20 protein-coding genes, 1 tRNA gene and 1 pseudogene are annotated in these 21,835 nt (G+C 70.0%); 10 read left to right on the top strand and 12 right to left on the bottom strand.

What is annotated here, in order from left to right:
- Positions 1 to 10: 10 nt before the first annotated feature.
- From STVA_RS13115 to STVA_RS13085, 7 genes are read right to left on the bottom strand one after another with little or no spacing between them, the layout of a single operon-like run.
- Positions 11 to 1,423, bottom strand: coding sequence for a glycerate kinase family protein (locus tag STVA_RS13115; protein ID WP_197735865.1), 1,413 nt, complete (start codon positions 1,421 to 1,423; stop codon positions 11 to 13).
- A complete protein-coding gene (mepA, locus tag STVA_RS13110) occupies positions 1,309 to 2,142 on the bottom strand; it encodes a penicillin-insensitive murein endopeptidase (protein WP_170216326.1) in 834 nt (277 codons plus the stop codon). The genes STVA_RS13115 and mepA overlap by 115 nt, the downstream gene beginning before the upstream one ends.
- Positions 2,143 to 2,144: 2 nt before the next feature.
- Entirely contained in the window at positions 2,145 to 3,359 is a 1,215-nt protein-coding gene (locus tag STVA_RS13105) for a molybdopterin molybdotransferase MoeA (protein WP_123688375.1), read from the bottom strand.
- A complete protein-coding gene (moaC, locus tag STVA_RS13100; RefSeq protein ID WP_123688374.1) occupies positions 3,359 to 3,835 on the bottom strand; it encodes a cyclic pyranopterin monophosphate synthase MoaC in 477 nt (158 codons plus the stop codon). Before moaC ends, STVA_RS13105 begins: the two co-directional genes overlap by 1 nt.
- Positions 3,832 to 4,641 (bottom strand): indole-3-glycerol phosphate synthase TrpC, encoded by an 810-nt coding sequence (trpC, locus tag STVA_RS13095; protein ID WP_123688373.1) that lies wholly within the window; start codon positions 4,639 to 4,641, stop codon positions 3,832 to 3,834. The genes moaC and trpC overlap by 4 nt, the downstream gene beginning before the upstream one ends.
- Positions 4,638 to 5,684, bottom strand: coding sequence for an anthranilate phosphoribosyltransferase (gene trpD, locus STVA_RS13090; RefSeq protein WP_123688816.1), 1,047 nt, complete (start codon positions 5,682 to 5,684; stop codon positions 4,638 to 4,640). The genes trpC and trpD overlap by 4 nt, the downstream gene beginning before the upstream one ends.
- The gene (locus STVA_RS13085) at positions 5,681 to 6,283 is read right to left on the bottom strand and encodes an anthranilate synthase component II (protein ID WP_123688372.1); all 603 of its coding nucleotides are present in this window, start codon (positions 6,281 to 6,283) and stop codon (positions 5,681 to 5,683) included. Before STVA_RS13085 ends, trpD begins: the two co-directional genes overlap by 4 nt.
- A 152-nt stretch (positions 6,284 to 6,435) precedes the next feature.
- Here STVA_RS13085 and STVA_RS13080 point away from each other — a divergent pair, with 152 nt between their 5' ends.
- Positions 6,436 to 7,554, top strand: coding sequence for a divergent polysaccharide deacetylase family protein (locus tag STVA_RS13080; protein WP_123688371.1), 1,119 nt, complete (start codon positions 6,436 to 6,438; stop codon positions 7,552 to 7,554).
- 10 nt (positions 7,555 to 7,564) lie between these two features.
- On the opposite strand, the gene trpE is transcribed toward STVA_RS13080, so the two are convergent.
- The gene (gene trpE, locus STVA_RS13075; RefSeq protein WP_123688370.1) at positions 7,565 to 9,070 is read right to left on the bottom strand and encodes an anthranilate synthase component I; all 1,506 of its coding nucleotides are present in this window, start codon (positions 9,068 to 9,070) and stop codon (positions 7,565 to 7,567) included.
- Positions 9,071 to 9,082: 12 nt separating this feature from the next.
- Entirely contained in the window at positions 9,083 to 10,960 is a 1,878-nt protein-coding gene (locus tag STVA_RS13070) for a peptidylprolyl isomerase (protein WP_123688369.1), read from the bottom strand.
- Positions 10,961 to 11,082: 122 nt separating this feature from the next.
- Between STVA_RS13070 and tpiA the strand changes: the two genes are divergently transcribed.
- The 6 genes and pseudogenes from tpiA to STVA_RS13040 all read left to right on the top strand — a co-directional run bounded on the left by tpiA (position 11,083) and on the right by STVA_RS13040 (position 16,530).
- The gene (tpiA, locus tag STVA_RS13065) at positions 11,083 to 11,838 is read left to right on the top strand and encodes a triose-phosphate isomerase (RefSeq protein ID WP_123688368.1); all 756 of its coding nucleotides are present in this window, start codon (positions 11,083 to 11,085) and stop codon (positions 11,836 to 11,838) included.
- Between the two features lie 104 nt (positions 11,839 to 11,942).
- Positions 11,943 to 12,259, top strand: a pseudogene (secG, locus tag STVA_RS28580) (preprotein translocase subunit SecG).
- Between the two features lie 85 nt (positions 12,260 to 12,344).
- A complete protein-coding gene (locus STVA_RS13055) occupies positions 12,345 to 13,970 on the top strand; it encodes a CTP synthase (RefSeq protein ID WP_123688366.1) in 1,626 nt (541 codons plus the stop codon).
- Entirely contained in the window at positions 13,967 to 14,698 is a 732-nt protein-coding gene (locus STVA_RS13050) for a glycerophosphodiester phosphodiesterase (RefSeq protein WP_170216325.1), read from the top strand. Before STVA_RS13055 ends, STVA_RS13050 begins: the two co-directional genes overlap by 4 nt.
- A gap of 4 nt (positions 14,699 to 14,702) precedes the next feature.
- Positions 14,703 to 16,151 carry an alkaline phosphatase family protein gene (locus STVA_RS13045; RefSeq protein WP_123688364.1) on the top strand — a complete coding sequence of 483 codons (1,449 nt, stop codon included), beginning with the start codon at positions 14,703 to 14,705 and terminating at the stop codon, positions 16,149 to 16,151.
- 85 nt (positions 16,152 to 16,236) lie between these two features.
- Positions 16,237 to 16,530: a PepSY domain-containing protein gene (locus STVA_RS13040; protein WP_123688363.1), complete on the top strand. Its 294-nt coding sequence runs from the start codon at positions 16,237 to 16,239 to the stop codon at positions 16,528 to 16,530.
- A 79-nt stretch (positions 16,531 to 16,609) separates the two neighbouring features.
- Here STVA_RS13040 and glnA read toward each other — a convergent pair whose 3' ends face one another.
- The 3 genes from glnA to STVA_RS13025 form a co-directional block, all read right to left on the bottom strand.
- Positions 16,610 to 18,019 (bottom strand): type I glutamate--ammonia ligase, encoded by a 1,410-nt coding sequence (glnA, locus tag STVA_RS13035; RefSeq protein WP_123688362.1) that lies wholly within the window; start codon positions 18,017 to 18,019, stop codon positions 16,610 to 16,612.
- 64 nt (positions 18,020 to 18,083) lie between these two features.
- Positions 18,084 to 18,422 carry a P-II family nitrogen regulator gene (locus tag STVA_RS13030; RefSeq protein ID WP_142208921.1) on the bottom strand — a complete coding sequence of 113 codons (339 nt, stop codon included), beginning with the start codon at positions 18,420 to 18,422 and terminating at the stop codon, positions 18,084 to 18,086.
- Positions 18,423 to 18,630: 208 nt separating this feature from the next.
- A complete protein-coding gene (locus tag STVA_RS13025; protein WP_123688360.1) occupies positions 18,631 to 19,818 on the bottom strand; it encodes a pyridoxal phosphate-dependent aminotransferase in 1,188 nt (395 codons plus the stop codon).
- 195 nt (positions 19,819 to 20,013) lie between these two features.
- Between STVA_RS13025 and STVA_RS13020 the strand changes: the two genes are divergently transcribed.
- From STVA_RS13020 to STVA_RS28360, 3 genes are all read left to right on the top strand, one after another.
- Positions 20,014 to 20,090: transfer RNA gene (locus STVA_RS13020), tRNA-His, on the top strand.
- A gap of 90 nt (positions 20,091 to 20,180) precedes the next feature.
- Positions 20,181 to 21,428, top strand: a complete 1,248-nt coding sequence (locus tag STVA_RS13015) for a M20/M25/M40 family metallo-hydrolase (RefSeq protein WP_170216324.1) — start codon at positions 20,181 to 20,183, stop codon at positions 21,426 to 21,428.
- 105 nt (positions 21,429 to 21,533) lie between these two features.
- Positions 21,534 to 21,785: a hypothetical protein gene (locus STVA_RS28360; protein ID WP_123688358.1), complete on the top strand. Its 252-nt coding sequence runs from the start codon at positions 21,534 to 21,536 to the stop codon at positions 21,783 to 21,785.
- Positions 21,786 to 21,835 lie beyond the last annotated feature (50 nt).

The following is a 21,835-nucleotide window of genomic DNA, read 5'->3' as shown; positions in this document are numbered from 1 at the left end:
CCCGGATTCGTCAATGAATCGCCGCGACATCGCGCGGAATTCGTCCACCGGCCATGGCCAGCCGCACCGCCTGGGCGGTGGCTGCCGTCAGCAGGCGCGGCGCGTCGGCCATGGCCTCGGCCAGCGAGCAGGGCCGGTCGAGGATGCCGATAAAGGCGTCGATGCCATGCGCAAGCACGGCCTCGGCGCCGGGGCCGATCGTGCCGGCCATGGCGATGACCGGCAGGCCCAGGCGCTTGGCGCGCCGGGCAACCGCGACCGGCGCCTTGCCCAAGGCCGTCTGGCCGTCGATGCGGCCTTCCCCGGTCAGCACGAAGTCGGCCTTGGGCAGCAGGCTGGCGAACGGTCCGATACGGTCGAGCAGGGCATGGCGCGACACCAGACGGGCGCCCAGCAGCGCCAGCAGTGCCGCGCCGATGCCGCCCGACGCGCCGGCGCCGGGCCGGCCGGCAACAGCAATGCCGATATCCCGGGCGACGATGGCGGCGAAGTTCGCCATGCCGGCTTCCAGCGTCGCCATGGCGGCCGCGTCCGCGCCCTTCTGCGCGGCGTAGAGCCGGGTCGCGCCGCGCGGCCCGGTCAGGATCGCCCGGGGATTGACGATGGCGCGGATCTGCACGGTTGCCAGCCGCTGGTCGCGGGCGGAGAGGTCGATGCTGGCCAGGTCCGCGAGCGCGCCGCCGCCGGGGCCGATGGCGTGTCCCTGACGGTCGAGCAGGCGTATCCCCAGCGCCTGCGCCAGGCCGGCACCGCCGTCATGCACGCCGCTGTCGCCACAGCCGACGATGATGCGGGTGGCGCCGAGGTCGAGCGCCGCGCGGATCAGGCGGCCGACGCCGCGACTGGTGGCGCGCAGCGGATCGCGATCCTGGGACGGCGTCAGGCGCAGGCCCGCCGCGGAGGCCACCGACAGCACGGCCGTGCCGCGGCGGCGGCCGCCGAGCAGGCCGATGGTGGCGACAAGGGGCTCGTCACGGGGGCCGCTGGTTGTGACTTCGACCAGACGCCCGCCCAGGGCCAGCACCATGTCCTCGGTGAACCCCTCGCCGCCGTCGATCACAGGGGCCCGCAGGACCTCGGCATGCGGCAGCACCTGGCGGACCCCTTCCGCCATGCACGCCGCGACCTCGCGCGGCAACAGGCATTCCTTGAAGCCCGAAGGCGCAAGCAGGACCGACAGGGTCCGCGCGGCGGCATGGCGCGCCGGCAGTGGCAGGATGATCGAAGACGAAGTGCCGGCGAGCGATGTACGCATGCCAGCAAGCTGGAAGGCAAAAGCGGCAAAACCAGGGCATGCGCCGTCTAAATCTAGCGCGCGGCCAGGATCTCCATGCAGGCCGCAGGCAGGATCTTTGGCGGTGCCGGGTCGCGCGGCTTGAAGCGCTCGAGCGCTGCCTTCACGGCGTCGGCCGAGAACCACCACATCAGGTCGGTACCGCAGCCATCGCCGGCCGGGATCGCTGGTCCGGGCTCGCAGTCGGATTGGCCGGCCGGGCAGGACAGGCGGGCGTGAAAGTGGGCGCTGTGCCCCCACCAGGGGCGCAGCCGGCGCAGCCAGGCGCGGTCGCCGGTGGCACGCTCGCACACCGCGCGTTTCAGGGCGGGATTGATCAGGATGCGCTCGACCTCGGGCCGGCTTGCCGCTTGGCGCAGCATCTCCATCTCGACCGGCCCGAACCGTGCCGGATCGACGGTCTTGCCGTCGGGCTTCAGCATGTCGATCGCCAGCGGTTGGGCCAGTTCGGCCGCCGCCAGCGGCCGCGGCGCGCGGCGGAACCAGATGTCGGCGTCCAGGCCGGACTGGTGGCTGGCATGGCCGGACGGCATGGGGCCGCCGCGCGGCTGGCCCATGTCGCCGATCAGCAGCACGCCATGGCCGGCCTTGGCCGACCAGCGGCCCAGCGCCTCGACGAAGCGGACGGTGTCGGGATGACCGAAATGGCGCAGCCGCGTCGGCCGCAGCGCCTGGTAGCCGACGCCCTCCACCGGCAGGCCGACGGCGCCGCCGATGCAGCCTTGCGCGGTCTTGCCGACCACCCGCACCGGACCCGGAGATGGCTTCGTGACGCGGACCCAGTCATCGGGCTCGGCGGCGAGCGCGGGCGTGGCCAGCCCGATCGCCAGCAGCAGGGGCAGGAGCATTCTCATAGCGCGCCGAACACCCCGCCAAGTGGGACGATGCGCACCGGGGCGCCGGCCGCCGTCGGTGGTGCATGGGGTTCGCGGACCAGCAGGCAGTCGGCTGCCACGAGCCGCAGCAGGTTCGAGCTGTCCTGGGTCGGGAAGGGGGTCGCGCGCAGCCGGCCGTCCGGCGTCCGGTCGAGCGTGGCGCGCAGATAGTCCTCGCGCCGGTCGTTGGCGCCGAGGTCGGCGCCGAGCACGGCCTGCTCCTCGGCCGCCGCCAGGTCCGGCATGCCGCACAGGCGGGCGATGGCCGGGCGCAGGAAGAGGACGGCGCAGACCAGCGCCGACACGGGGTTGCCCGGCAGGCCCAGCATGGGCGTGCCCGCAAGCTGGCCGAACATCAGGGGTTTGCCCGGCCGCATGGCGATCTGCCAGAAATCGAGCTGCAGCCCGGCCTCGCCCAGGACGCTGCGGACCAGGTCATGCTCGCCGACGGACGCACCGCCCGTCGTCACCAGGAGGTCGCAGCCGCGGGCGGCACCGGCCAGGGCGGCCAGCGAGGCGCGGTCGTCGGCCGCTATGCCGAGATCGACCGGCAGGCCGCCCATCTGCCGCACGAAGGCGGCCAGGGCGAGCGCGTTCGAACTGACGATCTGGTTGCGGCCGATCGGCTCGCCCGGCATGACGATCTCGTCGCCCGTGGGCAGGATCGCCACCCGCGGGCGGCGCCGGACCCGCAGCCAAGGCACGTTCATGGCCGCGGCGAGGCCCACCGCCCGCGGCCCCATCAGCGTGCCGGCGCGGACGCCGACGTCGCCGGCCGAGAAATCCAGGCCGGCCCGGCGGACATAGCGGCCGGCGGCGACACCCTCGCGCACCACGACCGCGTCGCCCTCCTGGTCGGCATCCTCCTGGATCACGATAGCGTCGGCACCGTCCGGCACCGGCGCGCCGGTGAAGATGCGCACCGCCTCGCCCGGCCCGACCGTGCCTTCGAAATGCTGTCCCGCCGGAACATACCCCGCGATCCGCAGCCGGCAGGGAACGCTGGCGACGTCAGCCGCGCGGACGGCCCACCCATCCATCGCCGAGACGGGTGCCGGCGGTTGCGTGGTGCGAGCGACCAGATCCTCGGCCAGCACGCGGCCGAGCGCGTCGGTCAGCACCACCTGCTCGGCCGGCAGGACCGCCAGCCCAGCCAGAATCCGCCGTCGCGCCTCTTCGACCGATATCATCACCTATTCTCGTAAGGGCCGGATTTTCCGCCCGATTTGTGCGTCAGCCGGATGTCGCCGATCGTCATGCCGCGATCGACCGCCTTGCACATGTCATAGACGGTGAGGGCCGCGACCGAGACGGCCGTCAGCGCCTCCATCTCGACGCCCGTGCGACCTTTGGTGCGGCAAGTGGCGGTTATTTCGACCAGGCTGTCCTCCGGCCGGCAGACCAAATCGACGGTGACCGAGTTGAGCGGGATCGGGTGGCATAGCGGGATCAGTTCGGCGGTCCGCTTGCTGGCCATGATGCCGGCCAGGCGGGCGATCGCGAGCACGTCGCCCTTCTCCACGGCGCGGTCCATGATGCGGGTCAATGTCGCCGGCTCCATCCGCACCTGGCCGCGAGCGGTGGCGATGCGGTCGGTCTCGTCCTTGGCCGAGACGTCGACCATCACCGCCCGGCCCTCGGCGTCGAAGTGCGTCAGGCTGCTCATGCCGCGCGGCTCCCGGCCGGGGCGAGCAGGGTGCGCGTGGCGGCCGCCACGTCCGCCTGGCGCATCAGCGATTCCCCGATCAGGAAGGCGCGCGCGCCCACCGCAGCCATGCGGGCCAGGTCGGCCGGCGTGAAGAGGCCGCTCTCGGCCACCAGGAAGCGGTCGGCCGGAACGACCGGCGCCAGTTCTTCCGTTGTCTTGATATCGACCACCAAGGTCTTGAGATTACGGTTATTTATGCCGATCAAGCCGTACGGAATGCGGAGCGCCCGATCCAGCTCGGCGCGGTCGTGCACCTCGATCAGCACATCCATGCCCCAGCCGCGCGCGGCCGAGCCCAGTTCGTTGGCCTGGGCGTCGTCCAGGCCGGCCATGATCAGCAGGATGCAGTCGGCCCCCAGCGCGCGGGCCTCGGCGATCTGGTAGGGGTCGATCATGAAGTCCTTGCGCAGGACCGGCAGGTCGACGGCGGCGCGGGCGGCGACCAAATCCGCGTCGCGCCCCTGGAAATATGGCGTGTCCGTCAGTACCGACAGGCAGGTGGCGCCGCCCTCGCGATAGGCGCGCGCCAATGCCGGCGGGTCGAAGTCCGGCCGGATCAGCCCCTTGCTCGGGCTGGCCTTCTTGATTTCCGCAATCAGGGCCGGACGACCGGCGGCGGCCGTCGCGGCCAGGGCAGCCGCGAAGCCGCGCGGCGCCGGCTGCTGCCGGGCCTCTGCCTCGACCGCGGCTGCCGGCCGCTCCTGGCGGCGGCGGGCGACGTGGTCGCGCTTTTCTGCATTGATCCGGGAGAGAACGTCGCTCACGCTGCCAACCCCTTGTTCGTGGTCGCGACAAGCCGATCGAGAACGGTCAAGGCCGCACCAGAATCAATGGCTTGCGAGCCGATCTTGACACCATCTCCAAGGTCGGTCGCGCGCTCGGCGATGACCAGCATGGCGGCCGTGTTGTAGAGCACGATATCGCGGAAGGCGCCGGGCGCGCCCGCCAGCATGGCGCGCATCGCCTGGGCGTTGGCCTCCGGATCGCCGCCGCGCAGATCGGCCGGGTTGGCCTGGAACAGGCCGGCTTCCTGCGGCGTGACATCGAAGGTCGTGATACTGCCGTCCCGCAGTTCGGCCACGTGCGACGGGCCGGCGGTGGTCAGTTCGTCGCTGCCGTCGGAGCCATGGACGACCCAGGCCCGCTCGCTGCCCAGGCGCTGCAGCACCGCCGCCAGCGGGCGGACCCATTCTCTGGCATAGACGCCGACGAGCTGGCGGCGCACGCCGGCCGGGCTGCTGATCGGGCCCAGCAGGTTGAAGATGGTGCGCGTGCCCAGCTCGACCCGGGTCGGCGCCACATGGCGGGTGGCGGCGTGGTGGCGGGGCGCCATCAGGAAGCCGACGCCGACCTCGCGGATCGCTTCTTCCACCAGGCTCATGTCGCAGTCGAGGTTGACGCCGAGGCGGGCCAGCACGTCGGCCGCACCCGAGCGCGACGAGATGGCGCGGTTGCCGTGCTTGGCGACCGGCACGCCGCAGGCCGCCACCACTAGGGCAGCCCCGGTCGAGACGTTGAAGGTGCCGATGCCGTCGCCGCCGGTGCCGCAGGTGTCGACCGCATTGGCGGGGGCCGCGACCTTGAGCGACTTGGCGCGCATGACGCGGGCGGCGGCGACGATCTCCTCGACCGTCTCGCCGCGGACGCGCAGCGCCATCAGGAAACCACCCATCTGCGACGGGGTGGCGTTGCCGGACATGATAATCTCGAAGGCGGCTCCGGCCTCGGCCTCGGTCAGCGGCTGGCCGCTGGCGGCCTTGGCGACGTAGGGCTTGAGGTCGCTTGCCGGCGGCTGGGGCGCGCTCATGCCGCGAGCGGCTTCGACCACACGACCCGGCGGCCGGTGGCGAGCGAGACAAAGTTGGCCAGCATCTCGTGGCCCCATTCCGACGCGATGCTCTCGGGATGGAACTGCACGCCGTGAACGGGCCGCTCGCGATGGGCCAGGCCCATGATCAGCCCGTCGGCGGTCTCTGCCGTCACGTGCAGCGCCGCCGGCAGGGAAGCGCGCTCGACGATCAGCGAATGGTAGCGGGTGGCGGTGAAGGGGTTGGGCAGGCCGGCGAAGATGCCGGTCCCGTCATGCTGGATGGCGCTCATCTTGCCATGCATGGGTTCCGGCGCACGGATCACACGACCGCCATAGGCCTGGCCGATGGTCTGGTGCCCGAGGCAGACGCCGAGCAGCGGGATACCGGCTGCCTCCCGCACCAGGTCGAGGCAGATACCGGCCCGGTCCGGATCGCACGGGCCCGGGGACAGGACGATGCCGTCCGGCCGCATGGCGACCGCCTCTGCCGCCGACAGCGCGTCGTTGCGGCGCACCACCACCTCGACCCCCAGCTCGCCCAGGAAATGCCAGAGATTGAAGGTGAAGCTGTCGTAATTGTCGATCAGAAGGAACATTCAGCGAACCCGTTCTGCCACCCGGCCCAGCTATAGCATGGGGCAGGGGGCGGATGAAGGCGCTGGCGGCCCGGGGCTTCGCTATGATCCCGCGCCCATCGCCGATTCGTTCATTGCAAACCCGTTTGCCAGCAGGCCGATAGACCATTCCCATGTCCAACCGCCCGAGAAAGCGCCGCAAAGCCGTTGGCGGCCGGCCCGGCACCACCACTGCCATCCTGATCGGCGTCGGCCTCGGCATGGTGGCGTCGGTCGCGGGGATGCTGGGCTGGCTTGCCTGGAACGAGCGTGGCGAGGAAGACCGCGCGGCCTTCGAGGCGCCCGCGCCCGAGAACCCACCCGCCCTTCAGGTCGAGACGGCCGCAGCGCCGCCGTCGTCGGTCGTGGCCGAGGAGGCCGGGCCGCCGCCCGCGCCAGCGGTTGCACCGCCGCCGGCGGTCGTCACGCCGCACGCCGCGCCGACACCGCCCAAGACCGACCGCGCGGCGGTACTGGCGGCCCTGCCGGCGCCGGCGCCGCGCCCGCCGCTGCATGGGACGCCGGCCTGGCGGCGCAACGCCGTGGCCGTGGCGCCGGCCGCCCCGGGCCACCCGCGCATTGCCATCGTCATCGACGACCTTGGCCCGAACCTGCGCGGCAGCCAGGCGGTCATCAGCCTGCCTGGCCCGCTGACGCTCGCATTCCTGCCCTATGCCGACGTGTCGCGGATGGTCGAAGCGGCGCGCCGCGCGGGGCACGAGATTCTCGTGCACATGCCGATGGAGCCGATGGCGGCCGGTGTAGACCCGGGGCCGGGGGCGCTGAAGGTCGTGCAGCCCAAGGACGAACTGCGGCGACGGATCGACGACGGGGTCAGTCGCTTCCCCGGCCATGTCGGCCTGAACAACCACATGGGGAGCCGCTTCACCGCCGACCCACGGGCGATGGCGGTTCTGATGGACGAGATCGCCGGCCGCGGCCTGCTGTTCCTCGATTCGCGGACGACGGTCGATACGGTGGCGGAGGCGCTGGCCCGGGCGCGGTCGGTGCCGTTCGTATCCCGAGACGTCTTCCTCGACAACGACCAGTCGGCCGACAAGGTCGTGCACCAACTGGCCGAGACTGAGCGGGTCGCCCGCCGCAAGGGCTACGCCGTGGCGATCGGCCACCCCCACGCCGCGACCCGCGCGGCACTGGCTGCCTGGCTGCCGCAGGCGGCCGGGCGCGGCTTCCAGATCGTGCCGATCAGCAGCCTGGCACGGGTCGCGCCGACCGAGCAGGCCCGGCACTGACCATCGGCGGTCAGCCCCGGCGGGCGAAGCGGACGGCTTCCTCGGCGGCGCGGAAGAGGGCGCGGGCCTTGTTGACCGTCTCCTGGTACTCGGCCTCGGGGTCGCTGTCGGCGACCACACCGCCGCCGGCCTGGACATACATCGTGCCGTCCTTCACGACGGCCGTGCGCAGCGCGATGCAGGTGTCCATGGAGCCATTGGCCGAGAAGTAGCCGACGCAGCCGGCATAAATGCCGCGCCGCTCCTGCTCCAGTTCCTCGATGATCTCCATCGCCCGCACCTTGGGCGCGCCCGAGACGGTGCCGGCCGGGAAGCCCGCGACCAGCGCCGACAGGGCGTCATAGTCGGGCGAGATCTGCCCTTCGACATGGGAGGAGATGTGCATGACGTGGGAGTAGAACTCGATCGCGAACTGCTCCTTGACCGCGACCGTGCCGATGCGCGAGACGCGGCCGACATCGTTCCGGCCGAGGTCCAGCAGCATCAGGTGCTCGGCCCGCTCCTTGGGGTCGGCCAGCAGTTCCTCGGCCAGCGCCTTGTCCTCGGCCGGGCTGGCGCCGCGGCGGCGGGTGCCGGCCAGCGGGCGGATGGTAACCGTCTCGTCGCGCAGGCGCACGAGGATCTCCGGGCTCGAACCCACGATCGAGAAGCCGTCGAAATCGAGATAGAACAGGAAGGGTGAGGGGTTGAGCCGGCGCAGCGCCCGGTAGAGCGCCATCGGCGGCAGGCGGAACGGCACCGAGAAGCGCTGCGAGGGCACGACCTGGAAGGCGTCGCCCGCGCGGATATACTCCTTGCACTGCTCGACCATCCACTTGAAGCGCTCGGGCGTCATGTTGGAGCGCGGCTCGGGGATCTCGCCCGCCTCGGCCGAACGCTCGCGGCGATGCGGCAGGCTGCGCTCCAGGTCGGCCAGGACATCGGCCAGGCGCTCGCGCGCGCTGTCGTAGGCCGCCCGCGCCGCCACCTCGGCCACCGGCCGCACCGGGGTCACGAGCGTCACCCGGTCGAGGATGTTGTCGAAGATGGCGATCACGGTGGGGCGCACGAAGATGCTGTCGGGCACGCCCAGCGTGTTGGGGTTCTTGTCCGGCAGGCGCTCCATCAGCCGGACCATGTCGTAGGACAGGTAGCCGAAGACGCCGGCCGCCATCGGCGGCAGGCTGGGCGGCAGGTCGATCTTGGATTCCTCGACCAGGGCGCGCAGGGCCTCCAGCCCGCCCACGCCCATCGGCTCGAACGCGTCGGGGTCGAAGCGGGCGCTGCGGTTGATCTCGGCCGCACCGTCGCGATAGCGCCAGATCAGGTCCGGCTTCAGGCCGATCACGGAATAGCGGCCGCGCACGGCCCCGCCTTCGACCGATTCGAAGAGGAAGCTCATCGGCCGCGAATCCGCCATCTTCAGGAAGGCGGAGACGGGCGTCTCCAGGTCGGCCACGAAGTCGCACCAGACGACCTGGGGCCGGCCGGAATCATAGGTCTCGGCGAACGGATCGAACCGGGGGGAGGCATCCATGGTCGGCTGGCCCTAGAGCAGGCGGTCGATGGCGGCGCGGTCGATCTCGACTGACACCCGGCGGCGCAGCGCCTGGGCCAGTTCGTTGGTGAGGTCGCTGACGATGTCGCGCTCCAGCGTCTGGCGCAGGGTGTCGACGGCGGCCTGGTCGGCCTTGGCGTCGACCGGCTCGATCGCCGTCAGCACGCCGATCGCCACGCCGTCGGCCACGATGCCCTTCGACGCGGTCCCGACGGGGCCGGCGAACAGCGCGGTCACCACCGACTGCGGCAGGGGCAGGGCCTCGCGGCCGCCGGTGCGCATGAACGGCCCGGCCGGCTTGACCTCGACACCGCGCGCCTTGGCGGCATCGGCCAGCGACGCCCCACCCTTGACGGCGGCCAGGATCTCGTCGGCGGCCTTCTCGGCGGCCTCGGTCTGGCGCTCCTCTGTCCAGGCCTGGACCAGCGCATCGCGCACATCGGCCAGCGCGCGGACCTTGGCGGGCACCACCTCGTCGACATGGACGACGAGATAGCCGCCCTCGGGCATCTCGATCAGCGGCGCGGTTTCGCCGCTGGCCGTGTCGAAGGCAAGGCGAACCAGCTCCGGGCCGCCGGGCAGGGGGCTGACCGGCTGGCCATCGCCGTCGCGGCCCTGCTGGTCGAGCGGCGGCAGGGCAAGGGCGGTGACGCCGACGGCAGTTGCCGCCTCGTCCATCTTGGCACCGCCGGCCAACGCGTCCTCGAGCTTCGTCGCCTGGTTGGCGAGCGCATCCAGCGCACGTTCCCGGCGCATCTGCTCGACGATGGCGGCCTTCACCTCGGCGAAGGGCTGGACTGCCTCCGGCACGATCTCGACCACCTTCAGGATGTGCCAGCCGAGCGCGCTCTGCAGCGGGGCCGTCGTCTTGCCGACCTCGACCTGGAACACCGCCGCCAACTCTTCCGGCAGGCCCGAACGCTCCATCAGCCCGGCATCGAGCCCCGCGGGATCGACCTTGGCGATATCCTTGGCCACCGTCGCGAAGTCCTGGCCGGCGGCGAGCGCTTCGGCTGCCTGCTTGGCCACGGCCTCGTCGGCCACCAGGATCTGTTGCAGGCGGCGCTGCTCGGGCTTCGTGAACTCGAGCTTGCGCGCATTGTACTCGCCCTCGGCCGCGGCATCGCTGATGGCGATGCCCTCGATCAGGGCGTCCGGCGTCAGCACGATGGCGGTGACGCGGCGCAGTTCCGGGGTTGAGAAGCGGTCCTTCAGCTTGTCCAGCGTGGCGGCAAGCTGGGCGTCGTCGGGCGTGCCGACATCGGGGAACAAGGCGCGGGCCAGCACGAGCGCATCGGCCCGCCGCTTCTCGTTGCGATGGCGATAGAGGGCATCGGCCAGGGCAGTCGGCGCGGTCGCACCGGCCACGATCGGGTCGGTCATGGCGACGCGGGCGAGGTCCTGGCGCAGGGATGCGACATAGGCCTGCTCGGTCGTGCGCGTCTGCTGCAGCACAGCCTGGAAGGTGCGGGGGTCGAACTGGCCGGCGCTGCGGAATTGCGGGTTGGCGGCAAGGGCGCGGCGAACGGCATCGTCGCCCACGAGAATGCCGAGGTCGGCCGCGGCATGGGCGTAGAGCTTGCGCTGGACCAACTGCTCGATCGAGCGGTCGACGATCCCCATCTCGCGCGCCTGGGCCATGTCGAGCTGGCCGCCGAACATAGGCCGCAGTTGCTCCACATCGCGGCGGATCTGGTTCACGACCTCCACGCCGGTCACCTTCTCGGAGCCGACAGTGATGACCGTCGCCTCGGCGCCGGGCTGGCGGAAGATATCGCCGATGCCCCAGACCGCGAAGCTCAGGATCAGGAGGACGAAAAGAAGTTTGACCACCCAGGAGGTGGCGCGACTGCGGATGGCCTGGAGCATGAGGGGGCTTTGCTGATCGCGTCGGGTGGTTGATTTGGGCGGCGGATCATAGGGACAGGGGGGGTAGGCGGCAACTTCTATCGGTATCGCCGGTCCCGCAGGGCCATGGTAAAGATGACACCATGGAACATGCACGCCGCCCGCTGATCGCCGGGAACTGGAAGATGAACGGCCTTCGGGCCGATGGGGAGCAACGCGCCCTGGCGCTGGCCGCGCGCGCGGGCGCGGAGGATTCGCCGCCCTGTGACTGGGTAATCTGCCCGCCCGCCACGCTGCTGGGCCTTGCCGCCCATGCGCTGGCCGGCTCGCCCGTGGCACTGGGCGGGCAGGACTGCCATACGGCCGCCGGCGGTGCCCATACGGGCGACCTCTCGGCCGCGATGCTGGCGGATGCCGGCTGCCGCTTTGCCATCGTCGGCCATTCCGAGCGGCGGGCCGACCATGGCGAGGGCGATGCGCTGGTGGCGGCGAAGGCCGCCGCGGCCCAGGCCGCCGGCCTGATCGCCATCATCTGCGTCGGCGAAACCGAGGCCGAGCGCGACGAGGGCCACGCCCATGCCGTCGTCGCCCGCCAGATCGCGGGCTCGATCCCGGCCGGCGCCACCGCACTCGATACCGTCGTCGCCTACGAGCCGGTCTGGGCCATCGGCACCGGCCGGACGCCGACGGCCGACGACGTGCAGGCCATGCATGCGCATATCCGGTCCTGCGTGCCGGCGGCGATCGACGCCTCGGCCCTGCGCATCCTCTATGGCGGCTCGGTCAAGCCCGGGAACGCCGCCGTGCTGCTGCGCCTGCCCGATGTCGACGGCGCGCTGGTTGGTGGCGCCAGCCTGGTGGTGGACGACTTCTGGGCCATCGGCGAGGCAACGCGCTGATTGTCCATATTCGCCACCGGCGCCATTCAACACTGGCGCTTCCAGGCTCGAGCGACTAAATAGCCGGCAACTTCCCGGTTAGACATTTTCAGGAATCGCGTTTCATGGCGCAGGTCATCCTCGTCATCCACCTGCTCATTGCGTTGGCGCTCGTCGTCGTCATCCTGCTGCAGCGTAGCGAAGGCGGCGCGCTCGGCATCGGCGGTGGCGGGGCGGCGGCGGCATGGGCGGGTTCCTGTCCGGCCGCGGACAGGCCAATCTCCTTACCCGGACGACGGCGATCCTGGCGGCCTGCTTCGTGGTCACCAGTCTGGCCCTCGTCCACCTGACGGGCGGCGCGACGCAACCGCGCTCCATCGTCGACCAGCCCCCGGCCGCTCCCGCAGCTCCCGCCGCCCCGGCGGTGCCGCAGGCCAACTGATCTCCATCCACGGGCGGCCGGTCCCGGCTGCCCGTACGCAATCGCGGCTGGGCGAGACTCGGCCGCGGGGATATCCTGATCTTCCATGACGCGGTTCATCTTCATAACCGGCGGCGTGGTCTCCTCACTGGGAAAGGGAATCTCGGCCGCGGCGCTTGGCGCGCTGCTGCAGGGACGTGGCTTTTCCGTGCGGCTGCGCAAGCTGGACCCGTACCTCAACGTCGATCCGGGCACCATGAGCCCGTATCAGCACGGTGAGGTCTTCGTGACTGACGACGGGGCGGAAACCGACCTCGACCTCGGCCACTACGAACGCTTCACCGGCGTGCCGGCGCGGCGCAGCGACAGCGTGACCACGGGGCGGATCTATTCCACCGTGATCGGGCGGGAGCGGCGCGGCGAGTATCTGGGCGCCACCGTCCAGGTCATCCCGCACGTCACCGACGCCATCAAGGAATTCATCCAGGGCGACGCCGAGGGCACGGACTTCATCCTGTGCGAGATCGGCGGCACGGTCGGCGACATCGAGAGCCTGCCGTTCCTGGAGGCGATCCGCCAGCTCGCCAACGAGCTGGGTCGCGAGCGGGCGATGTTCGTTCACCTGACGCTGGTGCCCTGGATCGCGTCCGCCGGCGAGCTGAAGACCAAGCCGACGCAGCATTCCGCCAAGGAACTGCTGGCGCTGGGCATCCAGCCGGACATTCTGCTCTGCCGCTGCGACCGGCCGATCCCGCCGTCCGCGCGCCGCAAGATCGCGCTCTTCTGCAACCTGCGCGAGGAGCGGGTCATCCCGGCGATCGATGTTGGCACCATCTACGAAGTGCCGATGACCTATCATGCCGAGGGTTTCGACGAGCAGGTCTGCGCCCATTTTGGCCTGACCAGCCCGGAGCCCGACCTGTCGCGCTGGAAGGAAGTGGCCGAGCGCATTCACCAGCCCGAGGGCGACGTCACCATCGCCATCGTCGGCAAGTACACGCACCTGACCGACAGCTACAAGTCGCTGAGCGAGGCGCTGATCCATGGCGGCATCTCGAACAATGCGCGCGTCCGCCTGAACTGGATCGATTCCGAGATCTTCGAGCGCGAGGACGCGGTCCAGCACCTGGAGAACGTGCACGGCATCCTGGTGCCGGGCGGTTTCGGCGAGCGCGGGTCGGAAGGCAAGATCGCCGCTGCCCGTTTCGCGCGCGAGCGCAATGTGCCCTATTTCGGCATCTGCTTCGGCATGCAGATGGCGGTGATCGAGGCCGCCCGCAACCTGCTGCACCTGGACGGCGCCGGCTCGACCGAGTTTGGCCCGTGCGCCGACCCGATCGTCGGGCTGATGACCGAATGGGTCCGCGGCAACTCGCTGGAGCGCCGGGAGGCGGGTGGCGACCTCGGCGGCACCATGCGGCTCGGTGCCTATGATTGCATCGTCGCCGGCGGCAGCCGGGTGGAGCAGATCTACCAGTCGCGCAAGATCAGCGAGCGCCACCGCCATCGCTACGAGGTGAACATCAACTACCGGGCGCCTCTGGAAGGCGCGGGCCTGCTCTTCTCCGGCATGTCGCCGGACGGCGTATTGCCGGAGATTGTCGAACTGCCGAGCCATCCCTGGTTCGTGGGCGTGCAGTTCCACCCCGAGCTGAAGTCCAAGCCCTTCGCGCCGCATCCGCTCTTCACCTCCTTCGTGCGCGCAGCCCTCGAACAGTCGCGGCTGGTGTGACCCGGCCGGTCACCGTCGTCGCCCATCGTGGCGCCTCTGCCGTCGCGCGGGAGAATTCTCCCGCCGCGGCAGAGGCAGCCGTGGCGGCGGGGGCGGACGCGGTCGAGATGGATGCGCGCCTGTCGCGCGACGGTATCGCCCATGTCGGGCACGATCCGGATCTTGCCCGGCTGGCCGGCGTGCCGACGCAACTGGCCGACATGACCGCAGCGGAGATCGCCACCCATCGTGCCCCGGATGGCGGCCCCTGGGCGCCGACCCTGGCCGGGCTGATGGCGGCGGTGGGCGGCCGGTTGCCGGTGGTGGTCGACGTCAAGCTGCGCGGCCGTCCGGTACTGGAGGCGATCGCGGCCGCCGCGCCGCCCGGCACAGAGAAGGACCTCGTCGTCGGCGTCCGCAGCCTGGACGATGTCGGCGCAGCGCGCGAGATCCTGCCTGGAGCGACCATCCTCGGCCTGTTGCCCGACCCGGACGCCGCCGCTGCACTGGCCGCGGCCGGTGCCGCCATCCTGCGCCTGTGGGAGCCGGATGCGAATCCGGAACGGGTGGCCGCCGCCCGCGCGGCAGGCCTGCTCGTATGGGTGACCGCCGGCCATGCCCGCGGCACGGGCGAGCATGCGGTGGGCGCCATCACGACCGGGAGGCTGGAGCAGATGGCGGCACTCGGCATCGACGGCATCCTGGTGAACGATCCGGCCGCGGCGATCGCGGTCCTGCGCAAGGGGTAGGGTCATGGCGGAACGGCGGCGGGTGCTTCTCATCGTGTTCGACGGCCTGCGCCCCGACATGATCACGCCGGCGCTGATGCCGCATCTCGACCGCTTTCGCGACCGCTCGGCCAGCTTCCCCCTCAGCCGCACCGTTTTCCCGAGCGAGACCCGGGTGGCGGTATCGAGCCTCGTCACCGGCTGCCCGCCCGGCCGGCACGGCCTCGTCGCCAATGCCTTCGTCAGCCGCACGGCCGGCCGGGTGCAGACATCGCGCCTGGACCATCTCGACCGGCTGGCCGCCAGTCGCGGCGGCAACCTGCTGGACCGGCTGACGCTGGGCGAGCGCCTGGCCGCCGCCGGCCGGCGCATGACGGTGATCTCGACCGCCTCGCCGGGTGCCACGCGCCTCCTCAACCACCGCGCGGCCGAGCTGGGCCACGTCACCCTGTCGGCCCATGGCGAAGGGGCGACGCAGCCGGCCGAAGCGATCGAGGCCGCGACGGCGAAGGCCGGGCCGATCCCGCCCGGCGGCACGCCCAACACGGCGCGCATGCACTGGGCGGCCGACGTGCTGCTGGACCATGTCCTCCCCGACCTCGATCCCGACCTGGCCGTCCTCTGGTTCTCCGACCCCGACAGCACTTGGCACTACAAGGGCATCGGCACGCCGGAAGGGGTGGCATCGCTGAACGGCGTCGACGCCGCCTTCGCGCGCGTGCTCGCCTGGGCCGACGGCGAGCCGCCGGAAAGCCAGCCCTTGATCCTCATCATGTCGGACCACGGCCATGTGACGACGCGGGCGACCGTCGACATGCCGGCCCTGGTGCGCGAGCGCTTCGGCGAGCAGGACCACCAGGCCGGCTATTCGGGCGGCATCACGCTGGCCGGCGACGACCCGCAGGCCCTGGCCGAAGTGGCGGAATGGCTGCTGGCGCAGCCCTGGTGCGGCCAGGTCTTCACCCGCGGCGGCGATGGCAGTGTCGGCCTGGTGCCGGGCAGCTTCGACCGCCGCCTGGTCCATTGCGACCATCCGGATTCGCCCGACATCTACTACACGTTGACGACCGACGACGGCCTCGATGCCCATGGCGTCGATGGCGGCTGCCTGTTCCACAATGCCATCCCGGTCGGCGGCAGCATGCATGGCGGGCTGCACCCGCGCGAACTGGCCAACGTGCTGATGGTGGGCGGGGTGGGGGCCAGGTCCGGCTATGCCTCACCATTGCCAGCCGGCACGATCGACGTGGCACCCACCATCCTGGCCCATCTGGGCCTGCCGCACGAGGACGGCATCGAGGGCCGAGTCCTGGCCGAGGCGCTGGCAGGCGGCGTCGAGACCGGCACGGCTTCGGTGGAGGAAATCCATTCCGGCCACCGCCGGTTGGTCCGACGGCTCTATGCGGGCCGGGCCTATCTCGACATGGCCGCCGACCTGCGGCCCGTCGACACAGGCGCGACCGACCCCGCCTGACGGTCGGAACGCGCGCCTTCTCCACCGCGTTCTCCCGGTCGACCGCCTCGCCTGGCGAGGCACCGAGATTCCGAGGAGAGGCTGGATGACCCGTCCCTACGTGCGCGTGCCCTTGCTGGTCGGCGCTGCCGCGCTTGCCGCAATGCTGTCCTGGCCGACAGCCGCCCCACTTGCCGGCGACGACCCCAGCCCGGAGCAGCGGACTCGGATCGAGGCCGTGCTGCAGCAGATGGGTTTCACGAGCTGGGGCGACATCGAGCGCGAGGATGACGGCCGGGTGTGGGAGGTCGACGACGCGCGCGGCGCGGACGGGCGCAAGTATGATCTGAAGCTGTCGGGCACGGACCTCCGCGAACTGTCGCGCAAGCTCGACGACTGATCGTTCCAGATCGTCCCGACAAAGAAAAGGGCCGCCCTCTCGGGCGGCCCTTCGCATGTGGTCGATCCGCGAACCGGGATCAGACCGAGTAGTACATCTTGAACTCGATCGGATGGGGCGTCATTTCGTACTCGTGGACTTCTTCCCACTTCAGCTCGAGGTAGGCCTCGATCTGGTCCTTGGTGAAGACGTCGCCCTTCAGCAGGAAGTCGTGGTCGGCGGCGAGCGAGTCCAGGGCCTCGCGCAGCGAGCCGCACACCGTCGGGACTTCCTTCAGCTCCTCGGGCGGCAGGTCGTAGAGGTTCTTGTCCATCGGGTCGCCCGGATGGATCTTGTTCTGGATGCCGTCGAGGCCGGCCATCAGCATGGCCGAGTAGGCGAGGTAGGTGTTGGCCGCCGGATCGGGGAACCGCACCTCGACGCGCTTGCCGTTCGGGCTCGACACGTAGGGGATCCGGCACGAGGCCGAGCGGTTGCGCGACGAGTAGGCCAGCAGCACCGGCGCCTCGTAGCCCGGGACCAGGCGCTTGTAGCTGTTGGTCGTCGGGTTCGAGAAGGCGTTGATCGCCTTGGCGTGCTTGATGATGCCGCCAATATAATAGAGGCACATCTCCGACAGGTCGGCATAGAGGTTGCCGGCGAACAGCGGCTTGCCGCCCTTCCAGATTGACTGGTGGACATGCATGCCCGACCCGTTGTCGCCCTTCACGGGCTTGGGCATGAAGGTCGCCGTCTTGCCGTAGGACGCGGCCACGTTGTGGACGACGTACTTGTAGACCTGCATCAGGTCGGCGGTCTTCAGCAGGGTCGAGAACTTAACGCCCAGTTCGTGCTGGGCGGGCGCCACCTCGTGGTGATGCTTCTCGACCTCGATGCCCATCTGCTCCAGCACCGTCAGCATCTCGGCGCGCAGGTCGGACGACGGGTCGAGCGGGGGCACGGGGAAATAGCCGCCCTTCACCGGCGGGCGGTGGCCCATGTTGCCGCCCTCGATCTCCTTGGAGCCGGCGGTGACGCCTTCCTCGGAGTAGAGCTCGTAGTAGTTCTTGTACATGGAGCTCTCCATCTTCACGTCGTCGAAGACGAAGAACTCGGCCTCGGGGCCGAAATAGGCGGTGTCGCCGAACCCGGCCGACTTCAGGTAGGCCTCCGCGCGCTTTGCGGTCGAGCGCGGGTCACGCGTGTAGGGCTGGCCGGTCGAGGGCTCGTAGACGTCGCAGAAAATGATCAGCGACGGCTGGGCGGCGAACGGGTCCATGACGGCGGTCGACAGGTCCGGCATGAGGATCATGTCGGACTCGTTGATCGCCTTCCAGCCGGCGATCGACGAACCGTCGAACATGACGCCATCCGTCAGGAAGTCTTCGGTGATGGTGCACACGTGATGGGCGAGATGCTGCCACTTCCCGCGCGGATCGGTGAAGCGGAAATCGACGTACTTCACGTCGTTTTCCTTGATCAGCTCGAAGACCTTCTTCATGTCCGACATGGTTCTGTTCCCGTTTTTCCTTGGCGTTGGGTGGGGTTTGTTTGCAGTGTTCGTTGAGGGGCGATCAGACCGCGTCCGGCCCGCGCTCGCCGGTACGGATGCGGATCGCTTCCTCGACCGGCGAGACGAAGATCTTGCCGTCGCCGATCCGGCCCGTGTGGGCGGCCTGCTGGATCGCCTCCACGGCGCGAGCGACCAATGCGTCGTCCATCACTGCCTCGATCTTCACCTTCGGCAGGAAGTCGACGACGTACTCCGCTCCCCGGTATAGCTCGGTGTGGCCCTTCTGACGGCCGAAGCCCTTTGCCTCGGTCACCGTGATGCCGGTAATCCCGACCTCGTGAAGGGCTTCCTTCACCTCGTCGAGCTTGAACGGTTTGATGATCGCTTCGACCTTCTTCATGGCCTCTTTTCTCGATCCGGTCTGCGCGGGCGGCGCGGGGCGGGCCTCGGTCGAAACCGGGGCCCGCCATCGCCATGCGCGAGAGTGAAAGCAGGAGCCGTGCCATCCTGGGATCGCGCCCAACACGAAGATATCGCGAGGTGGACGGCGCAGGGTGCCACGGATTTCACCAACTGTCTAAATTATGGGCGGTGGTGCCGCATTCGATTTAGGCAGATTTCCGGGCCGGCGAGGCCAGCGCCTCGCGGATGCGGGCGATGGCCGTGCGGATGTTCTCGGTCGAGTTGGCGTAGGAGAAGCGCAGGTAGCCCTCGCCGAACTCCCCGAAGCTGGTGCCGGAGATGACGGCGACTCCCGCCTCCTCCAGCAGCCGGGCCTGCAGGGTGCGGCTGTCGATGCCGGTGCCGGTGATGTTGGGGAAGGCGTAGAAGGCGCCGCCCGGCTCGATGCAGCTAAAGCCGGGGATCGAGTTCAGCTCGTCGACGATGACGCGGCGGCGGCCGGCGAACGCCGCCACCATCTCGCGCACCGGCTCCTGCGGGCCTTCCAGCGCGGCGATGCCAGCATACTGGGCAGATGCGTTGACGCAGGAATGGCAGTTGATCGCCAGTCGCGTGGCATGCTCGGCCAGCGCGGTCGGCCACACCGCATAGCCCAGCCGCCAGCCGGTCATCGCATAGGTCTTGCTCCAGCCGTCGAGCAGGATCAGGCGGTCGGCCAACTCGGGATAGTTCAGCAGGCTGACATGCTCGCGGCCGTCATAGGTCATCTGGCCATAAATCTCGTCCGACATGATGGCGACGGTCGGATGGCGGGCCAGGCCCTTCACCAGGGCGTCGATCTCGGCCTTCGGCACCACGCCGCCGGTCGGGTTGGCCGGGCTGTTGATGATGATGAGGCGCGTCTTCGGCGTGATCTTGGCCAGCACCTCCTCGGCGCTGAAGGAAAAGCCGTTCTCCTCGCGCAGATGGATCGGCACCGGGGTCGCGCCGGAGTGGCGGATCACCGATTCATAGATGGGGAAGCCGGGGTTGGGGTAGAGGATCTCCGTCCCCGCCTGGCCGAACATCATGATGGCGAAGAACATCGTGACCTTGCCGCCCGGCACCACCACGACCCGGTCGGGATGGACCTCGACGCCCAGCCGGCGCTTCAGGTCGGCCGAGACCGCGCCGCGCAGGGCGGGGATGCCGTTGGCGGCGGTGTAGCCGTGATGGCCGTCGTGCAGCGCCTTGGCGGCGGCCTCGACGATGTGCTCGGGGGTCCGGAAGTCGGGCTGGCCGATGCCGAGATTGATGATGTCGCGGCCCTGGGCCTGCAACGCCTGGGCGCGGGCCAGCACCTCGAACGCGGTCTCGGTGCCGAGCTGGGTCATGCGGTCGGCGAGCGGCAGCATGGAAAAACCTCCGGGGTACGGGAAACGCTGGGTACGGAAAGAGACTGGCAGGACTTATGCCCCAGGCGCCGAAGGGCGGCAACGCGGCAACGTCGACCGGCCGGAAATGTTGGCCCGAATATCGGGTCCGGACCCTTGCCGGGTCGGACTGTTGTTGACCCGGCGGCGGCGAGCGGCTAAACGAACCGCCGTGCGGCGGGTGTAGCTCAGTTGGTTAGAGCGCCAGATTGTGATTCTGGATGTCGTGGGTTCGAGCCCCATCACTCGCCCCAATCTCCCTTCTCGAAGGTTCCTTTTCTGCCGGTGAGACCGCGGCGCTCGCGGCGGCCGGCGTTCGTGCGCCCGCACAAAGGATTTCCCCGATGGACGAACTGAAGCGCCAGCTCCTGGGCTGGCTCGAGGCCGACCGCGACGAGCTCATCCGGTTCATGAGCGGCTTCCTGCAGGCCAAGAGCGCCAACCCGCCGGGCGATACGCGCGAGGCGGCCGACCATATCAGCCGCTATCTCCAGGCGCGCCAAGTGCCGCACCGCTTCGTTGCCGCCTTCGACCACATGCCCAATGTCGTCGGCACCTACGAGGGCGGTGCGGGCGAGGGACGGCACCTCGTCCTGAACGGGCACATCGACGTCTTCCCGGCGATCGACGACTATGGCTGGTCGGGCGAGGTGAAGGACGGCAAGATCTTCGGGCGCGGCGCGTCGGACATGAAGACGGGCACGGCCGCCGGCGTCTTCGCCTACGCCTATCTCCACCGCCTGCGCGAGCACCTGAAGGGCAAGCTGACGCTGACCTGCGTGTCCGACGAGCAGTCGGGCGGCAAGTACGGCACGCGCTACCTGTTCGAGACGATCCCGGACGAGGTGAAGGGCGACTGCTGCCTGAACGGCGAGCCGTCCGGCATCAACAACATCCGCTTCATGGAGAAGGGGACGCTGCGCTTCCGGGTGACCGCCAGGGCGCCCGGCGGCCATGGCGGCTATCCGCACCTGTCGGCCAACCCGATCAAGATCGTCGCTGCCATCGTGCAGGAGATGGAACGGTTCCACGGCCGCCGCGCGCCGATGCCGGCCGACATCGCCGCCGCGCTGGACACGCCCGAGGCGATCGCCGGGACCAACAAGGGCATGGGCGACGGCGCGGCCGACGTCGTGCGCTTCATCACGGTCAACCCGGGCGTCATCCAGGGCGGGCTGAAGGTCAACCAGATCGCGCCCGACTGCATGGTCGAGTTCGACCTGCGCATCCCGTTCGGCTTCGACCGCGACGAGATCCTGGCCGAGGTCCGCGCCATCGTCGGCGCCCACCCGGAGGCGTCGATGGAGATGTTCGACGCCCACTCCTATCCGCCGAGTGCCGCCGACCCGAACGGCGAGATGGTGCGCATCCTCCAGGACAACGTGAAGTCCCTGAAGGGCTTCACGCCGGTGCCGTTGTCGAGCCTGGGCGGGTCGGATTCCCGCTATTGGCGCTATGACGGCATCCCGGCCTATCTCTACGGGCCATCGCCGGTCAGCATGGGCCGGCGCGACGAGCATGTGACGGTGGAGGAGTTCCTCCATATCGTCACCACGCACGTGCTGTCGGCCTTCGACTACTTGCGCAAATAGGGGCCAACTCAGGGAACGCATTCCGTGGGCGCGGGGTTATCCTGCCATCGCGCGAACATGAGCGAGTCGCGCGCAACCTTTCAATCGGTCCTCGGAGGCGATCCCATGAGCACGAAGCTGGTCCCCATCGGTCTCGCGCTGGCCTGTGCCCTGGCGCTCGGCGCCTGTGGCAGCCGTTCTGACGATCGCGTCGCCAGTGGCGCCGGCGCGGGCGCCGGCACCGGTGCCGTGATCGGGCTGGCCTTCGGCGGCATCGGCGCCATCCCGGGCGCCCTCATCGGCGCCGGCGTGGGTGCCGGCACCGGCGCCGTCACCGACAAGAACGACCTCTATCTGGGCGAGCCGGTCTGGCGCTGACCAGCGACCGGTTGCTGGCGAAGCTATCTACGGCGGGACCCCCGGTCCCG

Source organism: Stella humosa (assembly GCF_006738645.1).
GTDB lineage: Bacteria > Pseudomonadota > Alphaproteobacteria > ATCC43930 > Allostellaceae > Allostella > Allostella humosa.
This window is presented reverse-complemented; position numbering and strand designations above follow the sequence as displayed.